General features: G+C 73.1%; 20 protein-coding genes. 12 read left to right on the top strand and 8 right to left on the bottom strand.

The genetic code is table 11. From position 1 onward, the window contains the following. Positions 1-103 precede the first annotated feature (103 nt). Genes hemE through Leucomu_RS11785 form a run of 6 tightly spaced genes read left to right on the top strand, consistent with a single transcriptional unit; the run spans position 104 to position 7,024 of the window. Positions 104-1,222, top strand: coding sequence for a uroporphyrinogen decarboxylase (gene hemE, locus Leucomu_RS11810; RefSeq protein ID WP_031289874.1), 1,119 nt, complete (start codon positions 104-106; stop codon positions 1,220-1,222). After that, positions 1,212-2,711 carry a protoporphyrinogen/coproporphyrinogen oxidase gene (locus Leucomu_RS11805; RefSeq protein WP_128387346.1) on the top strand — a complete coding sequence of 500 codons (1,500 nt, stop codon included), beginning with the start codon at positions 1,212-1,214 and terminating at the stop codon, positions 2,709-2,711. Before hemE ends, Leucomu_RS11805 begins: the two co-directional genes overlap by 11 nt. Further along, entirely contained in the window at positions 2,708-3,775 is a 1,068-nt protein-coding gene (gene hemC / locus Leucomu_RS11800) for a hydroxymethylbilane synthase (protein WP_017883596.1), read from the top strand. The genes Leucomu_RS11805 and hemC overlap by 4 nt, the downstream gene beginning before the upstream one ends. Beyond that, positions 3,772-4,728 carry a uroporphyrinogen-III synthase gene (locus tag Leucomu_RS11795; RefSeq protein WP_017883595.1) on the top strand — a complete coding sequence of 319 codons (957 nt, stop codon included), beginning with the start codon at positions 3,772-3,774 and terminating at the stop codon, positions 4,726-4,728. Before hemC ends, Leucomu_RS11795 begins: the two co-directional genes overlap by 4 nt. Then, positions 4,725-5,696, top strand: coding sequence for a porphobilinogen synthase (hemB, locus tag Leucomu_RS11790; protein ID WP_017883594.1), 972 nt, complete (start codon positions 4,725-4,727; stop codon positions 5,694-5,696). Before Leucomu_RS11795 ends, hemB begins: the two co-directional genes overlap by 4 nt. After that, positions 5,693-7,024 (top strand): glutamate-1-semialdehyde 2,1-aminomutase, encoded by a 1,332-nt coding sequence (locus Leucomu_RS11785; protein ID WP_164884553.1) that lies wholly within the window; start codon positions 5,693-5,695, stop codon positions 7,022-7,024. The genes hemB and Leucomu_RS11785 overlap by 4 nt, the downstream gene beginning before the upstream one ends. 246 nt (positions 7,025-7,270) lie before the next feature. On the opposite strand, the gene purQ is transcribed toward Leucomu_RS11785, so the two are convergent. The 3 genes from purQ to Leucomu_RS11770 form a co-directional block, all read right to left on the bottom strand. Further along, positions 7,271-7,975: a phosphoribosylformylglycinamidine synthase subunit PurQ gene (gene purQ, locus Leucomu_RS11780; protein WP_128387344.1), complete on the bottom strand. Its 705-nt coding sequence runs from the start codon at positions 7,973-7,975 to the stop codon at positions 7,271-7,273. Further along, positions 7,975-8,232, bottom strand: coding sequence for a phosphoribosylformylglycinamidine synthase subunit PurS (purS, locus tag Leucomu_RS11775; RefSeq protein WP_031289871.1), 258 nt, complete (start codon positions 8,230-8,232; stop codon positions 7,975-7,977). The genes purQ and purS overlap by 1 nt, the downstream gene beginning before the upstream one ends. Before the next feature lie 89 nt (positions 8,233-8,321). Beyond that, a complete protein-coding gene (locus tag Leucomu_RS11770; protein ID WP_128387343.1) occupies positions 8,322-9,239 on the bottom strand; it encodes a phosphoribosylaminoimidazolesuccinocarboxamide synthase in 918 nt (305 codons plus the stop codon). 216 nt (positions 9,240-9,455) lie between these two features. Between Leucomu_RS11770 and Leucomu_RS11765 the strand changes: the two genes are divergently transcribed. Further along, complete coding sequence (locus Leucomu_RS11765) at positions 9,456-10,397, top strand: SRPBCC family protein (RefSeq protein WP_164884552.1); 942 nt, start codon at positions 9,456-9,458, stop codon at positions 10,395-10,397. A gap of 172 nt (positions 10,398-10,569) precedes the next feature. Here Leucomu_RS11765 and purD read toward each other — a convergent pair whose 3' ends face one another. Then, positions 10,570-11,832 carry a phosphoribosylamine--glycine ligase gene (purD, locus tag Leucomu_RS11760; protein WP_128387341.1) on the bottom strand — a complete coding sequence of 421 codons (1,263 nt, stop codon included), beginning with the start codon at positions 11,830-11,832 and terminating at the stop codon, positions 10,570-10,572. A 243-nt stretch (positions 11,833-12,075) separates the two neighbouring features. Between purD and Leucomu_RS11755 the strand changes: the two genes are divergently transcribed. The 4 genes from Leucomu_RS11755 (at position 12,076) to Leucomu_RS15570 (ending at position 13,549) form a co-directional block, all read left to right on the top strand. Next, positions 12,076-12,429, top strand: a complete 354-nt coding sequence (locus tag Leucomu_RS11755) for a sterol carrier family protein (protein WP_017883587.1) — start codon at positions 12,076-12,078, stop codon at positions 12,427-12,429. A gap of 137 nt (positions 12,430-12,566) precedes the next feature. Next, on the top strand, positions 12,567-12,962 hold the full coding sequence (locus Leucomu_RS11750) for a hypothetical protein (RefSeq protein WP_128387340.1): 396 nt from the start codon (positions 12,567-12,569) through the stop codon (positions 12,960-12,962). A 141-nt stretch (positions 12,963-13,103) separates the two neighbouring features. Then, positions 13,104-13,250, top strand: a complete 147-nt coding sequence (locus Leucomu_RS15980) for a hypothetical protein (RefSeq protein ID WP_407656644.1) — start codon at positions 13,104-13,106, stop codon at positions 13,248-13,250. A 32-nt stretch (positions 13,251-13,282) separates the two neighbouring features. After that, positions 13,283-13,549, top strand: coding sequence for a twin-arginine translocase TatA/TatE family subunit (locus Leucomu_RS15570; protein ID WP_017883584.1), 267 nt, complete (start codon positions 13,283-13,285; stop codon positions 13,547-13,549). Between the two features lie 207 nt (positions 13,550-13,756). On the opposite strand, the gene purF is transcribed toward Leucomu_RS15570, so the two are convergent. Beyond that, a complete protein-coding gene (gene purF / locus Leucomu_RS11735) occupies positions 13,757-15,217 on the bottom strand; it encodes an amidophosphoribosyltransferase (RefSeq protein WP_017883583.1) in 1,461 nt (486 codons plus the stop codon). 149 nt (positions 15,218-15,366) lie between these two features. Here purF and purM point away from each other — a divergent pair, with 149 nt between their 5' ends. Then, positions 15,367-16,476, top strand: coding sequence for a phosphoribosylformylglycinamidine cyclo-ligase (gene purM / locus Leucomu_RS11730; RefSeq protein WP_128387339.1), 1,110 nt, complete (start codon positions 15,367-15,369; stop codon positions 16,474-16,476). Here purM and ispF read toward each other — a convergent pair. The 3 genes from ispF to Leucomu_RS11720 form a co-directional block, all read right to left on the bottom strand. Continuing rightward, the gene (gene ispF, locus Leucomu_RS15565) at positions 16,464-16,991 is read right to left on the bottom strand and encodes a 2-C-methyl-D-erythritol 2,4-cyclodiphosphate synthase (RefSeq protein ID WP_164884551.1); all 528 of its coding nucleotides are present in this window, start codon (positions 16,989-16,991) and stop codon (positions 16,464-16,466) included. The genes purM and ispF overlap by 13 nt on opposite strands. Beyond that, positions 16,988-17,761, bottom strand: coding sequence for a 2-C-methyl-D-erythritol 4-phosphate cytidylyltransferase (ispD, locus tag Leucomu_RS15560; protein ID WP_164884550.1), 774 nt, complete (start codon positions 17,759-17,761; stop codon positions 16,988-16,990). Before ispD ends, ispF begins: the two co-directional genes overlap by 4 nt. A 105-nt stretch (positions 17,762-17,866) precedes the next feature. Then, positions 17,867-18,352, bottom strand: coding sequence for a CarD family transcriptional regulator (locus Leucomu_RS11720; RefSeq protein ID WP_017883579.1), 486 nt, complete (start codon positions 18,350-18,352; stop codon positions 17,867-17,869). Positions 18,353-18,385: the final 33 nt, after the last annotated feature.

The raw sequence follows: 18,385 nt of genomic DNA, 5'->3' as shown, positions 1-18,385 counted from the left end.
GGTGTTCTGGGCGGGATCGGGCTCGGAGGTCTGCCGGGCGCGGCACGCCAAGCTGAGTAGATCTGATGTTTCACATCAGATCTATAAGCTAGCATCTCGACCGATGAACTCACTCCCAGCTTCGCACCCGCTCGTCGACGGTCGCACGAGCGACGCCCCCCTGGTCCGCGCCCTCCACGGCCACCGGCCGGAGCGCACGCCCGTCTGGTTCATGCGCCAGGCGGGCCGGTCTCTGCCCGAATACCGAAGCATCCGCGCAGACCACCGTATGCTCGACGCCTGCGTGAATCCCGAACTCGCGAGCGAGATCACGCTGCAGCCCGTGCGGCGGCACGGAGTCGACGCCGCCGTGTTCTTCAGCGACATCGTCGTGCCGATGAAGCTCGCCGGCGTCGAGGTCGACCTGGTCGCCGGGCGCGGCCCGGTGTTCGCCGAGCCCGTGCGCACCGCCGCGGACGTGGCGCGCTGCCGCGCAGAGTTCACCGCGGACCGCCTGCGGGAAGCCCTCGACCCGGTGCGCGAGGCCGTGCGACTGACGGTCGCCCAGCTCGGCGGCACGCCGCTCATCGGCTTCGCGGGAGCCCCGTTCACGCTGGCGGCCTACCTCGTGGAGGGCGGCCCATCACGCGATCATCTGCGGGCCCGCACGCTCATGCACGCCGAACCGCGGGTCTGGCGCGAGCTGCTCGAATGGACGGCCGAGCTGAGCGGCGTCTTCCTCGAGGGGCAGGTCGACGCGGGGGCGAGCGCGGTGCAGCTCTTCGACTCGTGGGCCGGCTCGCTCAGCGCTGCGGACTACCGGGAGCACGTGGCCCCCGCCTCCCGCCGCACGCTCGACGCCGTGCGCGGCCGCGCGTACCGGCACCCGCTGCGCGAGGGCTACGCGGCGCGCGACGAGACGGTGCCGACGATCCACTTCGCCGTGGGCTCGGGGCACCTGCTCGAAGAGCTCGCCGCGATCGGGGCCGGCGCGCTCGGCGTCGACTGGCGCACGCCGCTCGACGAGGCGAGCCGCCGACTGGGCGACGCCGTGCCGCTGCAGGGCAACCTCGATCCCGCCTACCTCGGGGCGCCGCCCCCACGGCTCGAAGCCCACCTCGACGACGTGCTGCGACGAGGATCGCGTGCTCCGGCGCACGTGCTGAACCTCGGGCACGGCGTCCCGCCCGAGACCGACCCCGGCGTGCTCACGCGCATCGTGGAGCTCGCGCATGCGCGCTGACGGATCCGGTGACGCGCCGGGCGGCCTCCGCCGTCGCGCCGACGGGATCGCCGTCGCCGTCGTGGGCGGCGGCGTCTCGGGGCTCACCGCGGCTCGGGAGCTCGCGCTCGCGGGAGCCCGCGTCGTGCTCTACGAGGAGCGGGATCGCCTCGGCGGCCGCGTGCGCCGCGAGAACGTCGCCGACGTGCCGCTCGACATCGGAGCCGAGGCGTTCGCGACGCGGGGCGGCGCCGTCGCCGAGCTGCTGACCGAGCTCGGCCTCGACGGTCAGATCGTGAACCCTGCGCCGCTCGGCTCATGGGTGGTCGCCGACGACGGCGCGATGCCGCTGCCGGCCGCGGGCACGGTCGGCATCCCCGCCGCGCCGCTCGCCCGCGACGCCGTGCGCGCGCTCGGCATCGGCGGGTCGCTGCGGGCCGCCCTCGAACCGCTGCTGCCCCGATCGGTCGGCCGCGGAGCGACGCTCGCGCGCCTCGTGCGCGCGCGGCTCGGCTCGCGCGTGCTCGACCGGCTCGTACGCCCGGTGGTGCTCGGGGTGCACTCCGCCGACCCCGCCGATCTGCCGGTCGAGGCGGTGCCCGGCCTCGCCGAGGCCTTCGAGCGCCGCGGAACGCTCATCTCAGCCGCCCGCGAGCTGCGCGACAGCCGCGCCGCGGCGGGCGGAGCCGTCGCCGGACTCCGAGACGGCATGGGCGAGCTCGTCGACGCGCTCGCCGATGAACTCGAGCGCTTGGGCGTCGAGGTGCGCACGAGCGCTCGAGTGCGGCGGGTGGAGCGCGGGGAGGCGGACGGGATCCGGATCCTCGCCGCCGCACGTTCCACCGCCGGCCCCGCCGCCGATGACGCGGAGACCGAGGCCCTCGCGGACGCCGCGATCCTCGCGGTTCCGGAGCGCGCGGCCCGGCAGATGCTCGGCGCCCCCGACGCGGAGCCGGAGGCGCGCATCGAGATCGTCGCACTCGCGATCGACGATCCGCGCCTCGACGCGGCTCCCCGCGGCACGGGCGCGCTGGTGGCCGCCGACGCCGTCCCCCGCATCCGCGCGAAGGCCCTGACCCACGTCACCGCGAAGTGGCCCGCGCGTGCCGCATCGCTCGGGCCAGGCCGGCACCTGCTGCGGCTCTCCTACGGGCGCCTGGGCAGCGCCCCCGAGACCGCCGGGCTGCCGGACGAGGAGGTGCTCGCGCTCGCGCTGCGGGACGCCTCACGCATCCTGGGAATGGAGCTCGACCCGGCATCCGTGCGCGGTATGCTCCGCCGAGAGTGGGACAACGGATCCGTCCGAGCGTCGGCCGCCACCGGCAGCGACCGCACGGGCCTGTCCGAGCCGCCCGGCGTCGCATTCGCCGGGGACTGGGTCGGCGGCACGGGTCTCGCCTCCGTCATCCCGGCCGCCCGCGCGGCCGCCCGGCGCATCCTGCGCCCCGCTCCCACTCCCGCTGCGCCCGCGCACGTCCCAGCCCCGCACCCCGAAGGAGGCCCCAGATGACCGCACGCACGACCGCCGCCGATGCGCAGGCGCCGCGCGTACGCCGATCCGACGCGCCCGTCGCGGCCGCACCCGGCCTCATCCGCATCGGCACCCGAGGCAGCGCGCTCGCCGTCGCGCAGTGCACGACCGTCGCGCGAGCCGTATCCGCGGCCACGGGCCTCGAAGCGGTGCTCGTCATCGTCACGACCCAGGGCGACGTCTCCCGGGCCTCGCTGGCTCAACTCGGAGGCACCGGCGTCTTCGTGAGCGCGCTGCGGGACGCGCTGCTCGCCGGCGAGTGCGACCTCGCCGTGCACTCGCTGAAGGATCTACCGACGGGCCCCTGCCCCGGTATCGAGATCGGCGCCATCCCCCCGCGGGCCGACGCCCGCGACGCGCTCTGCGCCCGGGACGGTCTGACCCTCGAGGCGCTGCCGGCGGGCGCACGCGTCGGCACCGGATCGCCGCGCCGAGCCGCGCAGCTCCGCGCGCGGAGATCCGACCTCGAAGTCGTCGATCTGCGCGGCAACGTCGACACCCGTCTCGCTCGGGTCGGCGCCGACCTCGACGCGGTCGTGCTGGCCTGCGCCGGCCTCGACCGGCTGGGGCGCCAGACCGCCATCACCGAGCGGTTCCCGCTCGCCGAGGCGCCCGCCGCCCCCGGGCAGGGTGCGCTCGCCGTCGAGGTGCGCGCCGACGACCTCGCCCGCGAACCCTACGCCGGAGCGCTCGCCGCCCTGGACGACGCCGAGTCGCACGCCAGCGCTCTCGCCGAGCGCGCCGTGTTGGCGACGCTCGAGGCGGGGTGCGCGGCCCCCGTCGGGGCGACCGCCCGCGTGGAGAGCGGCCGCCTCGCGCTGCGCGCCGAGGTGACGAGCCTCGACGGCGCCCAGCGGATCGTCACGGAGGACGCACTGCCCTGGGACGCCGCGGATCCCGGGCACCGGCGCATCCCGGAGCGCCTCGGCAGGCTCGTCGCCCAGAGCCTCTTCGACCAGGGAGCCGCGATGATCGCCCCGCGCGCGGGTACCGCACCGGGCGCGGAGCACCCCGGAGGTTCGCGCCCCGGAGGGCCCCGGTGACCCTCCGCCGCCCCGATCACCAGCCCGGACACCGACCCGATGAGCGCGATCTCGCCGGGTGCCGCATCCTCGTGCCGCGCGGCGGCGAAGCCGGAGAGCGGCTGGCGGCCGAGATCCGCGAGCGCGGCGGGATCCCCATGATCGCCCCGCTCACCGTGACCGCCGCTCCCGAGCATCCCGCCGCGCTCGCGGCGGCCGTCGAGCGCTGGAACCGCGGCGGCTACGACTGGCTCGCGATCACGAGCGCGAACGGGGCGCACGCCGTCGCCGACGCCGGTGCGCGCCCCAGCGCGGGGAGCGTCGCCGCGGTCGGCCCCGCCACCGCCGAAGCGTTGCGCGAGCGCGGCTTCACGGTCGATGCGCGGCCCGAGCACGACTTCTCCGCGACCGGGCTCGCCGAGGCGCTGCTCGCGACGTTCGGCTCCGGCTCCGGCCCAGCAGGCTCCGGCTCCGGTCCAGTCGGCCCGGGCGCCCCCGCGCAGCGGGTGCTGCTGCCGCTCTCCGAGATCGCGGGCGATGAGCTCGAGCGCGCGCTCGCCGCGGCGGGGCACACGGCCGAGCGGGTCACGGCGTACCGCACCATCCCCGCCGCACGGGATCCGCGGCTCGAGGCGCAGGTGCGAGCCGGCGGCGTCGACGCGATCCTCGTGATGAGCGGCTCCGGCGCGGCCGAGGCGGCCCGCCGCTTCTCGCCGCTCCCCGAGAGCACACGACTCGTCGCGATCGGTCAGCCGACGGCCCGGGCGCTCGCCGATCACGGGCTGAGCGCCGACGCCGTCTCGCCCCGGCACACCTCGACCGGACTGCTCGACACCCTCGCCGCGACTCTCGCCCGCGACTCCGCGCCCGCGCAGCCGGCCGGCCCCGACCCCGTAGACCCCGGGCCCGCACGCGCCGTCGGCCTCCCAGACCGCTCCGAATCCCCGCACCACCCGGAAGGAAGTTCCGCATGATCCCCACAGTCCGCCCCCGCCGTCTGCGCACCACCCCCGCCATGCGCAGGCTCACCGCGGAGCATCGGCTGCACCCGGCCGAGCTGATCCTGCCCGCCTTCGTGCGCGAGGGACTCGGCGAACCCCGCGAGATCTCCGCTATGCCGGGCGTGCTGCAGCACACCCTCGACTCCCTGCGCCGCGCCGCGGTCGAGGCGGCCGAGTCCGGTATCGGGGGCATCATGCTGTTCGGCGTGCCGGCCGTCCGCGACGCTCGCGGCAGCGCCGCCGACGACCCCCGGGGCATCCTCAACGTCGCGACCCGGGCCGTCGCCGCAGAGGTCGGCGACGCGCTCGTGGTGCAGACCGACCTCTGCCTCGACGAGTTCACCGACCACGGCCACTGCGGGGTGCTCGACGCGCACGGCGAGGTCGACAACGACACCACACTCGACCGCTACCGCGCGATGGCGCTCGCGCAGGCGGAGGCCGGATCGGCGCTGCTCGGGCTCTCGGGCATGATGGACGGCCAGGTCGCCGCCGTGCGCGACGCGCTCGACGCCGCCGGACATCAGGGCACCGCGATCCTCGGCTACTCCGCCAAGTACGCCTCCGCGTTCTACGGGCCCTTCCGCGAGGCCGTCGACTCGCAGCTGTCGGGCGACCGCCGCACCTACCAGCAGGATCCCGCGAACCGGCGGGAGGGGCTGCGCGAGGCCGAGCTCGACATCGCCGAGGGCGCCGACGTCGTCATGGTGAAACCGGCGATGAGCTACCTCGACGTGCTCGCCGACGTCGCTTCGGCGAGCCCCGTGCCCGTGTGGGCCTACCAGGTGTCGGGCGAGGCCGCGATGATCGAAGCCGCAGCGGCGAACGGGTGGATCGACCGGCGCCGCACCATCGAGGAGTCGGTGATCGGCATCAAGCGCGCGGGGGCCGATGCGATCCTGAGCTACTTCGCCGTCGAGCTCGCGGGGTGGCTGCGATGAGCTCCGGATCGACCGACCGCAGCGCGCAGCTCGCCGAGCGCGCGTCCCGCGTGATCCCCGGCGGCGTGAACTCCCCGGTGCGGGCGTTCGGCTCCGTCGGCGGCACGCCCCGCTTCCTCGTCTCTGGTCGCGGGCCATACGTCACCGACGCCGACGGCACCGAGTACGTCGACCTCGTCGCCTCGTGGGGGCCCGCCCTGCTGGGGCACGCGCACCCCGCCGTGGTCGAGGCCGTGCAGGCCGCGGCGGCGAGAGGGCTCGGGTTCGGCGCCTCGGTGCCCGAAGAGGCCGAGCTCGCCGAGGAGATCATCGCCCGCGTGCCCGAGGTCGAGCGCCTGCGTCTCGTCTCCACCGGCACCGAGGCGACCATGACCGCGATCCGGCTCGCCCGCGGCGCCACGGGCGGGCCGCTCGTCGTCAAGTTCGCCGGCCACTACCACGGCCACTCCGACGGCCTGCTCGCCGAGGCCGGATCCGGCCTGGCGACGCTCGCGATGCCCGGCTCCGCGGGCGTGACCGCCGAGACCGCGGCCCAGACGCTCGTGCTGCCCTACAACGACCGGGCCGCACTCGCCGCGGCGTTCGCCGAGCACGGCGACCGCATCGCCGCGGTGATCGCCGAGGCCGCGGCCGCGAACATGGGGGTGCTGCCGCCCGAGCCGGGCTTCACCGACTTCATGATCGGTCTCGCGCACCGGCACGGCGCGCTCGTGATCCTCGACGAGGTGCTCACCGGCTTCCGAGCCGGCCCCTCGGGGTACTGGGGCATCGAGCAGGCCCGCGTGGCCGCCGGGCTCGCGCCGGACCTCTTCACCTTCGGCAAGGTGGTGGGCGGCGGACTGCCGCTCGCCGCGCTCGGCGGGCGGGCCGAGATCATGGATCTGCTCGCGCCCCTCGGGCCCGTGTACCAGGCCGGAACGCTCTCGGGCAACCCGCTCGCCGTTGCCGCCGGCCTCACGACGCTGCGCCACGCCGACGTGCCCGCCTACGCGGCGCTCGGCCGCGCCGCCGACGCGATCTCGGGCGAGGTCGCCGCGGCGCTCTCCGCAGCCGGCGTGCCGCACCGCGTGCAGCGCGCGGGATCGCTGTTCAGCGTGCTCTTCGGAGAGTTCCCCGAGGCGCCCCTCGACTACGCCGCCGTGCAGCGGCAGCAGACGCAGCGCCACCGCGCCTTCTTCCACGCGATGCTCGACGCTGGGGTCAACCTGCCGCCGAGCGCCTTCGAGGCGTGGTTCGTCACGGCCGCCCACGACGACGCCGCGCTCTCGCGGGTGATCGAAGCGCTGCCGGCGGCCGCGCAGGCCGCAGCCGAGGCCGGGCCCGCGTAGCGGTCGCAGGGTTGGCCCTGCCGTGGATATGGGATCTGCCGGAGATATGGGATTTCGGCCGGGATCCGCCCGATCTTCGGCAGATCCCATATCCAGAGGTCGGCCTCCAAAACGGCGAGGGGTGGAGGGGCGCACGATCCTCCACCCCTCGCCGCAGTGTGTTGCTACACACGCCACCCCGCGCTTCGCTCCGTGGGCTGCCGCTGTGGCGGCGCCTCGGGCGTGCTCGAACGCTTCGCGTACGCGCTACACCCGCGTCGCGAGCGCCGCGACGGCGCTCTCGAAGAAGCGCAGCCCGTCGACGCCGGAGCGCATGGCATCGGTCATGTCGGGGCCGAACCCGGGCTCGACCGCGTGCTCGGGGTGCGGCATGAGGCCGACCACGTTGCCGCGCTCGTTCGTGAGACCCGCGATGTCGTCGAGCGACCCGTTCGGGTTGACGCCCGCGTAGCGGAAGGCGACGAGCCCCTCGCCTTCGAGACGCTTCAGGGTCTCGTCGTCGGCGATGAAACCGCCATCGCCGTTCTTGAGCGGGATCACGATCTCCTCGCCCTGCTCGAAGCGGTTGGTCCAGGCGGTGTCGGCGTTCTCGACCACGAGTCGCTGATCGCGGCGGATGAACTGCTGGTGGGCGTTGCGGATCAGCCCGCCGGGAAGCAGGTGCGACTCGACCAGCACCTGGAAGCCGTTGCAGATGCCGAGCACGGGCATGCCCTTGCGCGCCGCCTCGACGACCTCGGTCATGATGGGGGAGACCGCCGCGATGGCGCCGGGGCGCAGGTAGTCGCCGTAGCTGAAACCGCCGGGCAGCACGATCGCGTCGACGCCCTGCAGATCGTGGTCGGCGTGCCAGAGCTCGACGGGCTCGGCGTCGACGAGCCGGATCGCGCGCTGCGCGTCGCGGTCGTCGAGCGAGCCGGGGAAGGTGACGACGCCGATGCGGGTGGTCATCAGCGAGCCTCGCCGTCGACGCTGATCGCGACGACGTCTTCGATGACCGAGTTCGAGAGGATCTCGTCGGCGACCTGGCGCACCTCGGCCAGCACGGCGTCGGTCACCTCGCCGTCGACGGTGAACTCGAAGCGCTTGCCGATGCGCACGTTCTCGAACTTGTCGTGGCCGAGGCGGGCGAGCGCCCCCGTGGTCGCCTTGCCCTGCGGGTCGAGCAGTTCGGCCTTCGGCATGACATCAACAACAATCGTGGGCACTAGAGAGCCTCCAACTCGAGAACACAGAAGTCGAGCACCAGTCTACCCGCAGCCGCGACCCGATTCGCAGGACGCCGAACCGCGGGGAATCAGGAGCGGGCGGGTGCGCCGGTGAGGCGGGTGTAGAGCTCCGCGTAGCGGTCGTAGGTGCGCGACACGATCTCGTCGGGCAGCGCGGGCGGCTCGCCCGTGCGGTCCCAGTTGGCGGCGAGCCAGTCGCGCACGATCTGCTTGTCGAACGAGGCGAGGCGATCCCTCCTCGGCTTCCGCTCGTCGGAATAGGCCGCGGCGTCCCAGTAACGGGAGGAGTCGCTCGTGAGCACCTCGTCGGCGAGCACCAGCTCGGCGGCGCCCTCGGCGCGGGGGTCGCGGCCGAACTCGAACTTCGTGTCGGCGAGCACCACCCCCCGCTCGGCGGCGAGATCCCGCGCCGCCGTGAAGATGCGCAGCGAGGCGTCGCGCAGGGCCGCGGCGGCCTCCTCGCCGACCAGCTCGACGCTCTTCTCGTAGGTGATGTTCTCGTCGTGCTCGCCGAGCGGCGCCTTGTACGCAGGTGTGTAGATGGGGGTGTCGAGCAGGTCGCCGTCTTCGATGCCGGCGGGCAGCTCGATCCCGCAGACCGCGCCCGTGCGACGGTACTCCGCGAAGCCCGATCCGGTGAGCGCCCCGCGCACGACGCACTCGATCGGGTGCATCTCGAGGCGGCGGGTCACGACGGCGCGATCCGCGACCTCGTCGGGAATCGCGGGCGCCCCCGGCCCCGCCAGATGGTTGGGCAGATCGATGCGCTCGAACCACCAGTTCGAGAGGGCGGTGAGCAGTGCGCCCTTGCCCGGGATCGGCGGCTCCAGCACGTGGTCGAACGCGCTCACGCGGTTGCTCGCGACGACGAGCAGATAATCGTCGGAGCCGTCGGCGGGAACGTAGAGGTCGCGCACCTTCCCGGAGTAGACGTGCTTCCAACCGGTGAGCTGCTGAGGCGAGGCGAGTTCGGTCACGAATCCCATTCTTCCACGCGAATTGCCACCGGAATGAGACCTCGTTGTCAGCGGGTGGGACTACTCTTCCTAGTGAGGGGAATCTCCGTGCCCTGTGCTCGCCGGGAGCCGGGCACGAGGGAGATATCGACCCGGTGAGCGACGCTGAGGAGAAACATGATCCCGCTGGGACCGGTCGTGGCGCGGAGTCGGATGAGAGCCGCGCGTGCCGGCGTATGGTCGTACGTGAGCGACCCCGGAAGGCGGGCCGAGTGGTGGCCCGAACTGCAGTTGGAGCCGCGCATCGGCGGTGAGATCGCCGAGCGCTGGAGCGAGGGCTCCGGAGACGCCACGGTGAGCCGCGACGCCTCCGGTCAGGTCGACGTCTGGGTCGAGGGTCACGCGATCGGGTTCACGTGGCGCGAGGCCGGCGACCTGCGCGACACCGCCGTGCTGCTGACGCTGCGCACGCAGGGAAGCGAGACGGGCGTCACCGTCACCGAGACCGGCTTCGACGCGCTGCCCGCCCCCGCCGAGCGCGCCGCCGCCTCGCAGCAGGGCTGGGAGGTGCTGCTCGCCGCGCTGTCGAAGGCCATCGACGGCGCCGTGGCCGCCGGCACCATCGCCGCCGGCGAGGCGCCGAAGCCCGAGCCGCGACCGTCCGACGAGGCCGAGGAGGCCGAGGAGCAGGGTGCCGCAGCCGAGGCCCCCGGCGCGGTCGAGCCCGAGACGAACGATGAGACGGTGCCCGTCGAGCGGCTGCCGATCGAGACCGGCGGGGCCCCTGCAGGGGCGATCGAGCTCGCGCCCGAGGAGATCGACGGCGAGGTCGTCGAGGTCGAGACCGAGATCTCCATCGAGGTCGACGCCGAGCCGCAGCTCGGCGAGCACCTCGAGCTCGACACAGGGGTCGTGCCCGTGATCGCGCCCGACGCTGCACCCGACGCCGAAGACCCGCAAGGATCCGCGACTGTGCAAGGTTCCGCGGCCGCGCACGACTCCGCCGACTCCGACGAAGCGGCCGGCGCGAGCGGAACCGGCGAGCGCGACGCGAGCGGCGACGCAGAGGCCGCCGACGCAGAGGCCGCCGACGCGGCCGAGCAGAAGCCGGCCGGCCATCGGCGCGAGACCGACGACGCCAGTTTCACGGGCGACCCCGACTTCGACGCGCTGATCCGGGGCCTCTGACCCGGGCCTCTCATGCGAGGGCGTTGAGTCGGGGGCGCTGAGTCGAGGTCTCCGATCAGCGGTCTCAGAGAAGAGCCGCCGACACGACGGCGCCCGCGCTTCCTCGCATCCGCGGAGCGCGGGCGCCGTTCGTGCTGCAGCGCCTCGCGGGAGGCGAGGACGTGCGGGACGCCTAGGCGACGCGCGCCGCGATGTCGGTGCGGTGCTGCGATCCCTCGAGACCGATGCGCCCCACGGCGTCGTAGGCGCGGGACCGGGCCTCTCCGAAGTCGGCGCCGCGGGCGACCACCCCGAGCACACGACCGCCGGTCGCGATCCAGCGCCCCTCGGCGTCGCGCTCGGTGGCGGCGTGCACCACGTGCACCCCGGCGAGCCGCTCGGCGGCCTCGATGCCGGTGATCTCGCGCCCCGTGACGACCTCGCCCGGGTAGCCCTCGCTCGCGACGACGACGATCACGGCCGGCTCGTCCGAGAACTCGGGAGCGGGCTGCGAGGCGAGCTCGCCCCGCGCCGAAGCCAGCAGGTAGCGGCTGAGGGGCGACTCGAGGCGCGCGAGCACCACCTGGGTCTCGGGATCGCCGAAGCGCGCGTTGAACTCGATGACGCGCACGCCCTTCGAGGTCACGATGAGCCCGCAGTAGAGCAGACCCGTGAAGGGCGTGCCCTCGGCCTCGAGCCGGCGCACGGTCGGCAGCGCGACCGTGCGGGTGATCTCCTCGACGAAGGCGTCGACGCCGCCCGGCAGCCACGGCAGCGGCGAGTAGGCGCCCATGCCGCCCGTGTTCGGGCCCTCGTCGCCGTCGAAGATGCGCTTGTAGTCCTGGGCGGGGGTCAGCGGCAGCACGTCGTGCCCGTCGGCGAAGAAGAAGAGCGACACCTCTTGGCCGTCGAGGAACTCCTCGATCAGCACGTCGCCGTGCGGTGCCCAGGTCGCCACGTGGTCGAGCGCCGCCGCCCGATCCTCGGTCACCAGCACACCCTTGCCCGCGGCCAGGCCGTCGGCCTTCACCACGTACGGGGCGCCGAACTCGTCGAGCACGGCCCCCGCCTCATCGGCGGATGAGACGCGCACCGCGCGACCCGTGGGCACCTCGGCGGCATCCATGATGCGCTTGGCGAACGCCTTCGATCCCTCGAGCTGCGCGGCGGCCCGATTCGGCCCGAACACGGGCACACCGGCCGCGCGCAGCGGGTCCGCCACACCCGCGACCAGCGGAGCCTCGGGCCCCACCACCACGAGATCGAAGCCGCGCTCGCTCACGAACGCAGCCACCGCCTCGGGATCGGTGTAGGCCAGCGCGGGGGTCTCGACGCCGCTCGCGGCGATGCCGGCGTTGCCGGGGGCGCAGACGATCTCGTGATCGGCGGACTCCGAGCGGAGGGCGAGGACGATGGCGTGTTCGCGGGCACCCGGCCCCAGGACGAGAATCTTCACCGTTCCAGGATAGTGGGGTGGCGATCCGGGGCTCTGCGCGCACGTTCTGCGCGCGCACGTGTCCGAGCTTCCTTCCCGGCTCTCGCGCACCGATCGACGCTCAGGCACCTCGATCCGCTGCTTCTCGGTGCGTGAACGTCGATCGGTGCTTCGAGCGAGAGCGGTCGCCGAGGCGCCGCCGTTCGAGGCTCCGGGTTCGGCTCGGGACCCGGACGCGCGAGGGGCGGCGGTACAGTGGATCACGTGGCGAAGCGGAAGGTGGCGATCGAGGACGGGCGCGCTGCGCTCGCCGCGGCGCGGAAGGGCGAGACCGGCCGGACCGTGCTCGCGACCGCCGTGCGATACCTGCTCGAGGAGCTCGCCGAGCGCGCCCCGGGCAACTCGGTCGAGGTGCGCGTGCCCCCCTTCGGAGCGACCCAGTGCGTCGCGGGCCCCCGGCACACGCGGGGCACCCCGCCCAACGTGATCGAGACCGATCCGGCGACCTGGATCGCGCTCGCGACGGGCGAACTCGACTGGGAGACCGCGCTCGCCGATTCGCGCGTCGTTGCCTCCGGATCCCGAGCCGATCTCCACGGCCTGCTGCCGCTCGCCTGAGCGCCCCGAGCCGCTTGAGCGGAGCGCCGAGAGCCCCGCGCCGCCGAGCGCCCGTGCCCCGACGCGAAGGCGCGCATTCGGCGGTCTCGCACGCCGAGCGGAGGTGACGCTCAGTCGCCGGCTGCGACAATGGAGGCATGAGTAATCCCGATGCCGCGAGCGAGCAGCCGCAGCGCGCCGCCGTCGAACCCGAAGCCGAGCTCTCCGCGCAGCAGGCGATCGAAGAGGCCCTCGCAGAGCCCGTGCCCGTGATCGAGGAGACCGAGCACGAGGTCACTCTGCAGCGCACCGTGCGCTACGGCCGGGTGCTCGTGGGCGCCGCCGCCCTGGGGGCGATCGTGGCCATGCTGGCCTGCCTGCTCTTCCCCATCCCCGAGGGCGCCGAGTACACGATGGGCCAGGTGATCGGCTTCAGCGCGATCATCGGCGCCGCGATCGGCCTGGGCGTCGGCGGCCTCTTCTCGCTCGTGCTCGGATTCCTCGCGAAGCGCGGCAGCGGCGTCGGCATCGCCATTCAGCGCGACGTGCGATAATCGGCCCATCACTCACGAACGGAGTTCACCCGATGCTAGGAAACCTGGGTGGAGCGCACCTCGTCGTCATCCTCTTCATCGTGCTGCTGCTCTTCGGTGCGCCGAAGTTTGCCGGGGCTGGCGAAGAGCCTGGGGCAGTCGATGCGCATCCTCAAGAAAGAGGTGAGCAGCGATCCCGACACGACGGAGGCGGCTGCTCAGGATCGCCCCGCGGCGGCTCCGGCGGTCTCCGCCGCCCCCGTCGCGCAGGAGGCCGCACCGCAGCCGCCGCGCCCCGACGTGCCATAATGATCTGACCCTGACGATCGGAGTGCTCCCGCATGCTCGGTAACCTCAACGGCCCCACACTGGTGGTCATCCTCTTCATCGTGCTGCTGCTCTTCGGCGCGCCGAAGCTGCCGGGCCTGGCGAAGAGCCTGGGACAGTCGATGCGCATCCTCAAGAAAGAGGTGCGCAACGACGACGCGGACGCGACCGCGAAGGGCAACGGCCCCGCCGGTGCCGCGCCCGAGGCGCCGAAGAACGAGACTCCCCGCACCGAGCCCCGCGATCCCGGCGACGATCCGACCCCCGGCGACAGGCCCTAGAGCTCTCACCGACGACAGAGCCCTCACCCACGACAGAGGCGGGCGCCGCGCGAGAAGCGCGGCGCCCGCCTCTGTCGTCCCCGTCGCTTCAGCCCGTGGCGCCTCCCCGCACCTCAGCCCGTCGCTCCGCCCGGCGATCCGCTCGAGACGGATCCCTGCGCGGCGACGGCGTCGGCCGCGCTCGTGCGATCGGCGCCGGGCTGGGCCCTAGCTCTCCTGCGTCGCCTCGACCCACGCCAGGTACTCGGCGTCGACGCTGCCGGCGATGTACTCGCCGGTGAAGCAGCTCTGCTCGAGCTCGGTGACGCGATCCTGACCCTGCATGATGGCGCGGTTCATGCCCTCGACGCTCATGTAGATGAGGTGGTCGGCGCCCAGCTCGGCGGCGATCTCCTCGGAGGTGCGGCCGTGCGCGATCAGCTCGCCGCGCGACGGCATGTTGATGCCGTAGACGTGCGGGAACACCACGGGGGGAGCCGCCGAGGCGAAGACGACCGACTTCGCACCCGCGGCGCGCGCCATCTCGACGATCTCGCGCGAGGTGGTGCCGCGCACGATCGAGTCGTCGACGATCAGCACGTTCTTGCCCTTGAACTCGACGCTCATGGCGTTGAGCTTCTGACGCACGCTCTTCTTGCGCACCGCCTGTCCGGGCATGATGAAGGTGCGGCCCACGTAGCGGTTCTTGAAGAAGCCCTCGCGGTACTCGATGCCGAGCTTCTGCGCCACCTGCATCGCGCTCGGACGGGCGGAATCGGGGATCGGCATGACCACGTCGATGTCGACGTCGGGCAGCTGCTCGGCGATCTCCTCGGCGAGCACGTCGCCGAGCCGCAGCCGGGCGTCGTAGACGGCGATGCCGTCGAGCACCGAGTCGGGGCGGGCGAGGTAGATGTACTCGAACGCGCAGGGCACGAGGCGGGTGGTCTTCGCGCACTGCTGCGAATACATCCAGCCGTCGGGGGAGATGAGGATCGCCTCGCCGGGCTCGACGTCGCGCACGATCTCGTAGCCGCCCGACTCGAGCACGAGCGACTCCGAGGCGACGACCCACTCGTCGGCGCCGTTCTCGGCGGTGCGGCGGCCGAGCACGAGAGGGCGGATGCCGTGGGGATCGCGGAAGGCGAGCAGGCCGTAGCCGGCGATGAGCGCGATGGTGGCGTAGGATCCCTCGACCCGCTCGTGCACGCGGGAGACGGCCTCGAAGACCTGATCCTTGTCGAGCGAGAGGCCGGTGATCCCGGCCTGCAGCTCGTTCGCGAGCACGTTGAGCAGCAGCTCGGTGTCGGAGTGCGTGTTGAGGTGGCGGCGGTCGACGTTGTAGAGCTCGGCGGTGAGCTCGCGCGTGTTCGTGAGGTTGCCGTTGTGCACCAGGATGATGCCGTAGGGGGCGCCCACGTAGAAGGGCTGCGCCTCTTCTTCGGCGGCGGCCGAGCCGCGGGTCGCATAGCGCACGTGGCCGAGGCCGACGTTGCCCTTCAGGGTGCGCATGTCGCGCGTGCGGTAGGCCTCGCGCACCTGGCCCTTGGCTTTGACGACGTGGAAGAAGTCGCCGTCGAGCGTGGCGATGCCCGTCGAGTCCTGGCCGCGGTGCTGCAGGAGGAGGAGGCTGTCGTAGACCTGCTGGTTGACCGGTTCTTGCGAGACGATACCGACGATGCCGCACATGCTGGTGTGAATGCTCCCTGGGATGCGATGGGGCGTCAGACAGACGCACGCTCTAGTGTCCCACACGCCGCTGGGTGCGGGGGATCGCCTGCGCCCGGGGCCGTGCACTCGCCGCCGGCGCGCCCGGTTCGGCACGGTACGCTGGTGGGGTGAGCGAAAACGCGTCGATCTATGCCCAGTCCGGAGTCGATACCGCGGCGGGCGACCTCGCCGTCGAACTGATGAAGTCGGCGGTCGGCCGCACCCACGGCCCCGAGGTGCTGGGGGGCGTCGGCGGTTTCGCCGGCATGTTCGACGCGAGTGCGCTGCTCGGCTACAAGCGCCCGCTGCTCGCCTCGTCGACCGACGGCGTGGGCACGAAGGTCGCGATCGCGCAGGCCATCGACAAGCACGACACCATCGGTCAGGATCTCGTGGCCATGGTCGTCGACGACATCGTGGTGGTCGGGGCGAAGCCGCTCTTCATGACCGACTACATCGCGTGCGGCAAGGTGGTGCCCGAGCGCATCGCCGACATCGTGCGCGGCATCGCCGAGGCCTGCGAGGCCACCGGCACCGCGCTGGTCGGCGGTGAGACCGCCGAGCACCCCGGCCTGCTCGGGCCCGACGACTATGACGTGGCGGGCGCCGCGACGGGTGTGGTCGAGGCCGACCGCATGCTGCAGCCCTCGCTCGTGCAGCACGGCGACGTGGTGCTCGCGATGGCGGCCTCCGGCCTGCACTCCAACGGCTTCTCGCTCGTGCGCCATATCCTCGCCGAGCGCGGCATCGGCTACGGCGACCGCAGCGCAGAGCTGGGGGCGAGTTACGGTGAGGCCCTGCTGACGCCCACCGCGCTGTACACGGCGCCCCTGCTGCGCGTGCTCGAGGATCCGTCGCTCGACGGCGCCGTGCACGTGCTGAGCCACGTCACCGGCGGCGGCATCGCGGCGAACCTGGCGCGGGTGCTGCCGAGGGGCGCCTGGGTCGAGGTGGATCGCACCTCGTGGTCGCCGCTGCCCGTCTTCCGGCACCTCGCCGAGCTGGGCGGCCACACGCTCGAGTCGCTCGAGGGCGCCTGGAACCTCGGAGTCGGCATGTTCGCGGTGGTGGCCGCGGATCGCGCCCCGCAGGTGGCCGCGGCACTCACCGGCGAGGGGCTCGACACCTGGGTGGTGGGCACGGTCTCCACGTCGTCGCGCGACTTCGAGGGCTTCGAGCAGGGCGCGAAGGGCGTGGACGGTGGCGCGGTGCGCCTCGTCGGCTCCTACGCGGGCTGAGATCCGCGGCGCTCGATGAGCGCGGTCGCGATCGCGGCGAGCCCCTCGCCCCGACCGGTGAAGCCGAGGTGGTCGGTCGTGGTGGCGCCGAGGCTCACGGGCGCGCCCACGAGCTCGCTCATGACCCGCTGGGCTTCGTCGCGTCTGGGTGAGAACTTCGGTCGGTCGCCCACGATCTGCACGGACACGTTGACCGGGCGCCAGCCGTGCGCCTGCAGCCGCGCGAGCGCGAGGCGCACGAAGCCGGTGCTCGCGGCGCCCTCGGTGCGCGGCTGATCCACACCCACGAGGCCGCCGATGTCGCCGAGCCCCGCCGCCGAGAGCAGCGCGTCGACGACGGCGTGGCAGACGGCGTCGCCGTCGCTGTGCCCCGACAGGCCGGTCTCGCCGGGCCAGTCGAGGCCGGCGAGGCGCAGCGGTGATCCTGCATCGTACGCGTGCACGTCGAACCCCGTGCCCACGCGGATCTGCGCCGCGGCGGATCCGGGGTTCGCAGCCGGCTCGGCCGCGCTCATGCCTCGGACTCCAGGCCGAGCAGATTGGCGGTGAGGAAGTGCTCGAGGATCGCCAGATCGGCCGGTGCGGTGAGCTTGTGGGCGCGCTGCTCGCCCGGCACGGTGCGCACCTGCGCGCCGGCGCGCTGCACGACCTCGGCATCGTCGGTCGGGAGGCCCGCCTCGTGCTGCAGCTGCGCGGTGGAGTGCGCTGCGGCGAGCGTCTCGCGCGCGAAGCCCTGCGGGGTCTGCACGGCCACGAGCGGCGCGCGGTCCACGGTCTCGTGCACGATCCCGTCGGCATCGACCCGCTTGATGGTGTCGACCACCGGCAGCGCGGGAACGACCGCGTCGCCAGTTCGCCGCACCTCGGCGATCACACGCTCGAAGAGCTCGGCGCTCGCGAAGGGCCGGGCCGCGTCGTGCACGAGCACGGTCTCGACGCTCTCGGGGAGCGCCTCCAGGCCGAAGCGCACCGACTCGTGGCGCTCGCGGCCGCCGGGCACGACCGAGACCTCCCACGGCGACCCCTCGGGCAGCACCTGCTCGACGATGTCGAGCGCGATCGCGGCGTGCGACTCGGGCGCCACGACCACGAGGTGCCCCAGGTGGGGCAGCGAGGTGACGACGCCGACCCCGAATTCGAGCAGTGCGCGCCCGTGCAGCTCGACGAAGGCCTTGGGGGTGCCCGCTCCGAGCCGCTCGCCGCGCCCCGCGGCGACGAGCACGACTCCCAGGGTGGGCAGCGCGTGCGGGGTCGATCCGGACAGATCGTTCGCGAGTGGGTTCATGGCCCCAGCGTACCCGGCCGCCCCGCGACGGGGCGCAAACGCGTGACGCCCCGCTCTGGGCGGGGCGTCACGGGTGAGGGATGCGGATCCCCGAGTGCTCTGCGGCTACGAGGCGAGCACCTGGTCGAGCACTTCGGAGGCCTTCTCCTCGTCGGTCTTCTCTGCGAGCGCGAGCTCGGAGACGAGGATCTGACGGGCCTTCGCGAGCATGCGCTTCTCGCCGGCGGAGAGCGAGCGCACCTCTTGATCGCGGCGCCACAGGTCGCGCACGACCTCGGAGACCTTGATCACATCGCCCGAGGCGAGCTTCTCGGTGTTGGCCTTGTAGCGGCGCGACCAGTTGGTCGGCTCTTCGGTGAAGGGGGCGCGCAGCACCTCGAACACCCGCTCGAGGCCTTCCTTGTCGATGACATCGCGCACGCCGACGAGTTCGCAGTTCTCGGCCGGCACCTCGATGGTGAGATCGCCCTGATCGACCTGCAGCTTCAGGAAGAGCTTCTCTTCACCGCCGAGCTTGCGCTTCTTGACATCGATGATCCTGGCGGCACCGTGGTGGGGGAAGACGACGGTCTCTCCGACCTCAAATTGCATCGAGTTGGCTCCTTTACAGCAGTTCAACCACTA

The organism is Leucobacter muris, assembly GCF_004028235.1.
GTDB classification, from domain to species: domain Bacteria; phylum Actinomycetota; class Actinomycetes; order Actinomycetales; family Microbacteriaceae; genus Leucobacter; species Leucobacter muris.
Note: the sequence above shows the minus strand (reverse complement) of the source record. Positions and strands in the feature narration are given on the sequence as shown.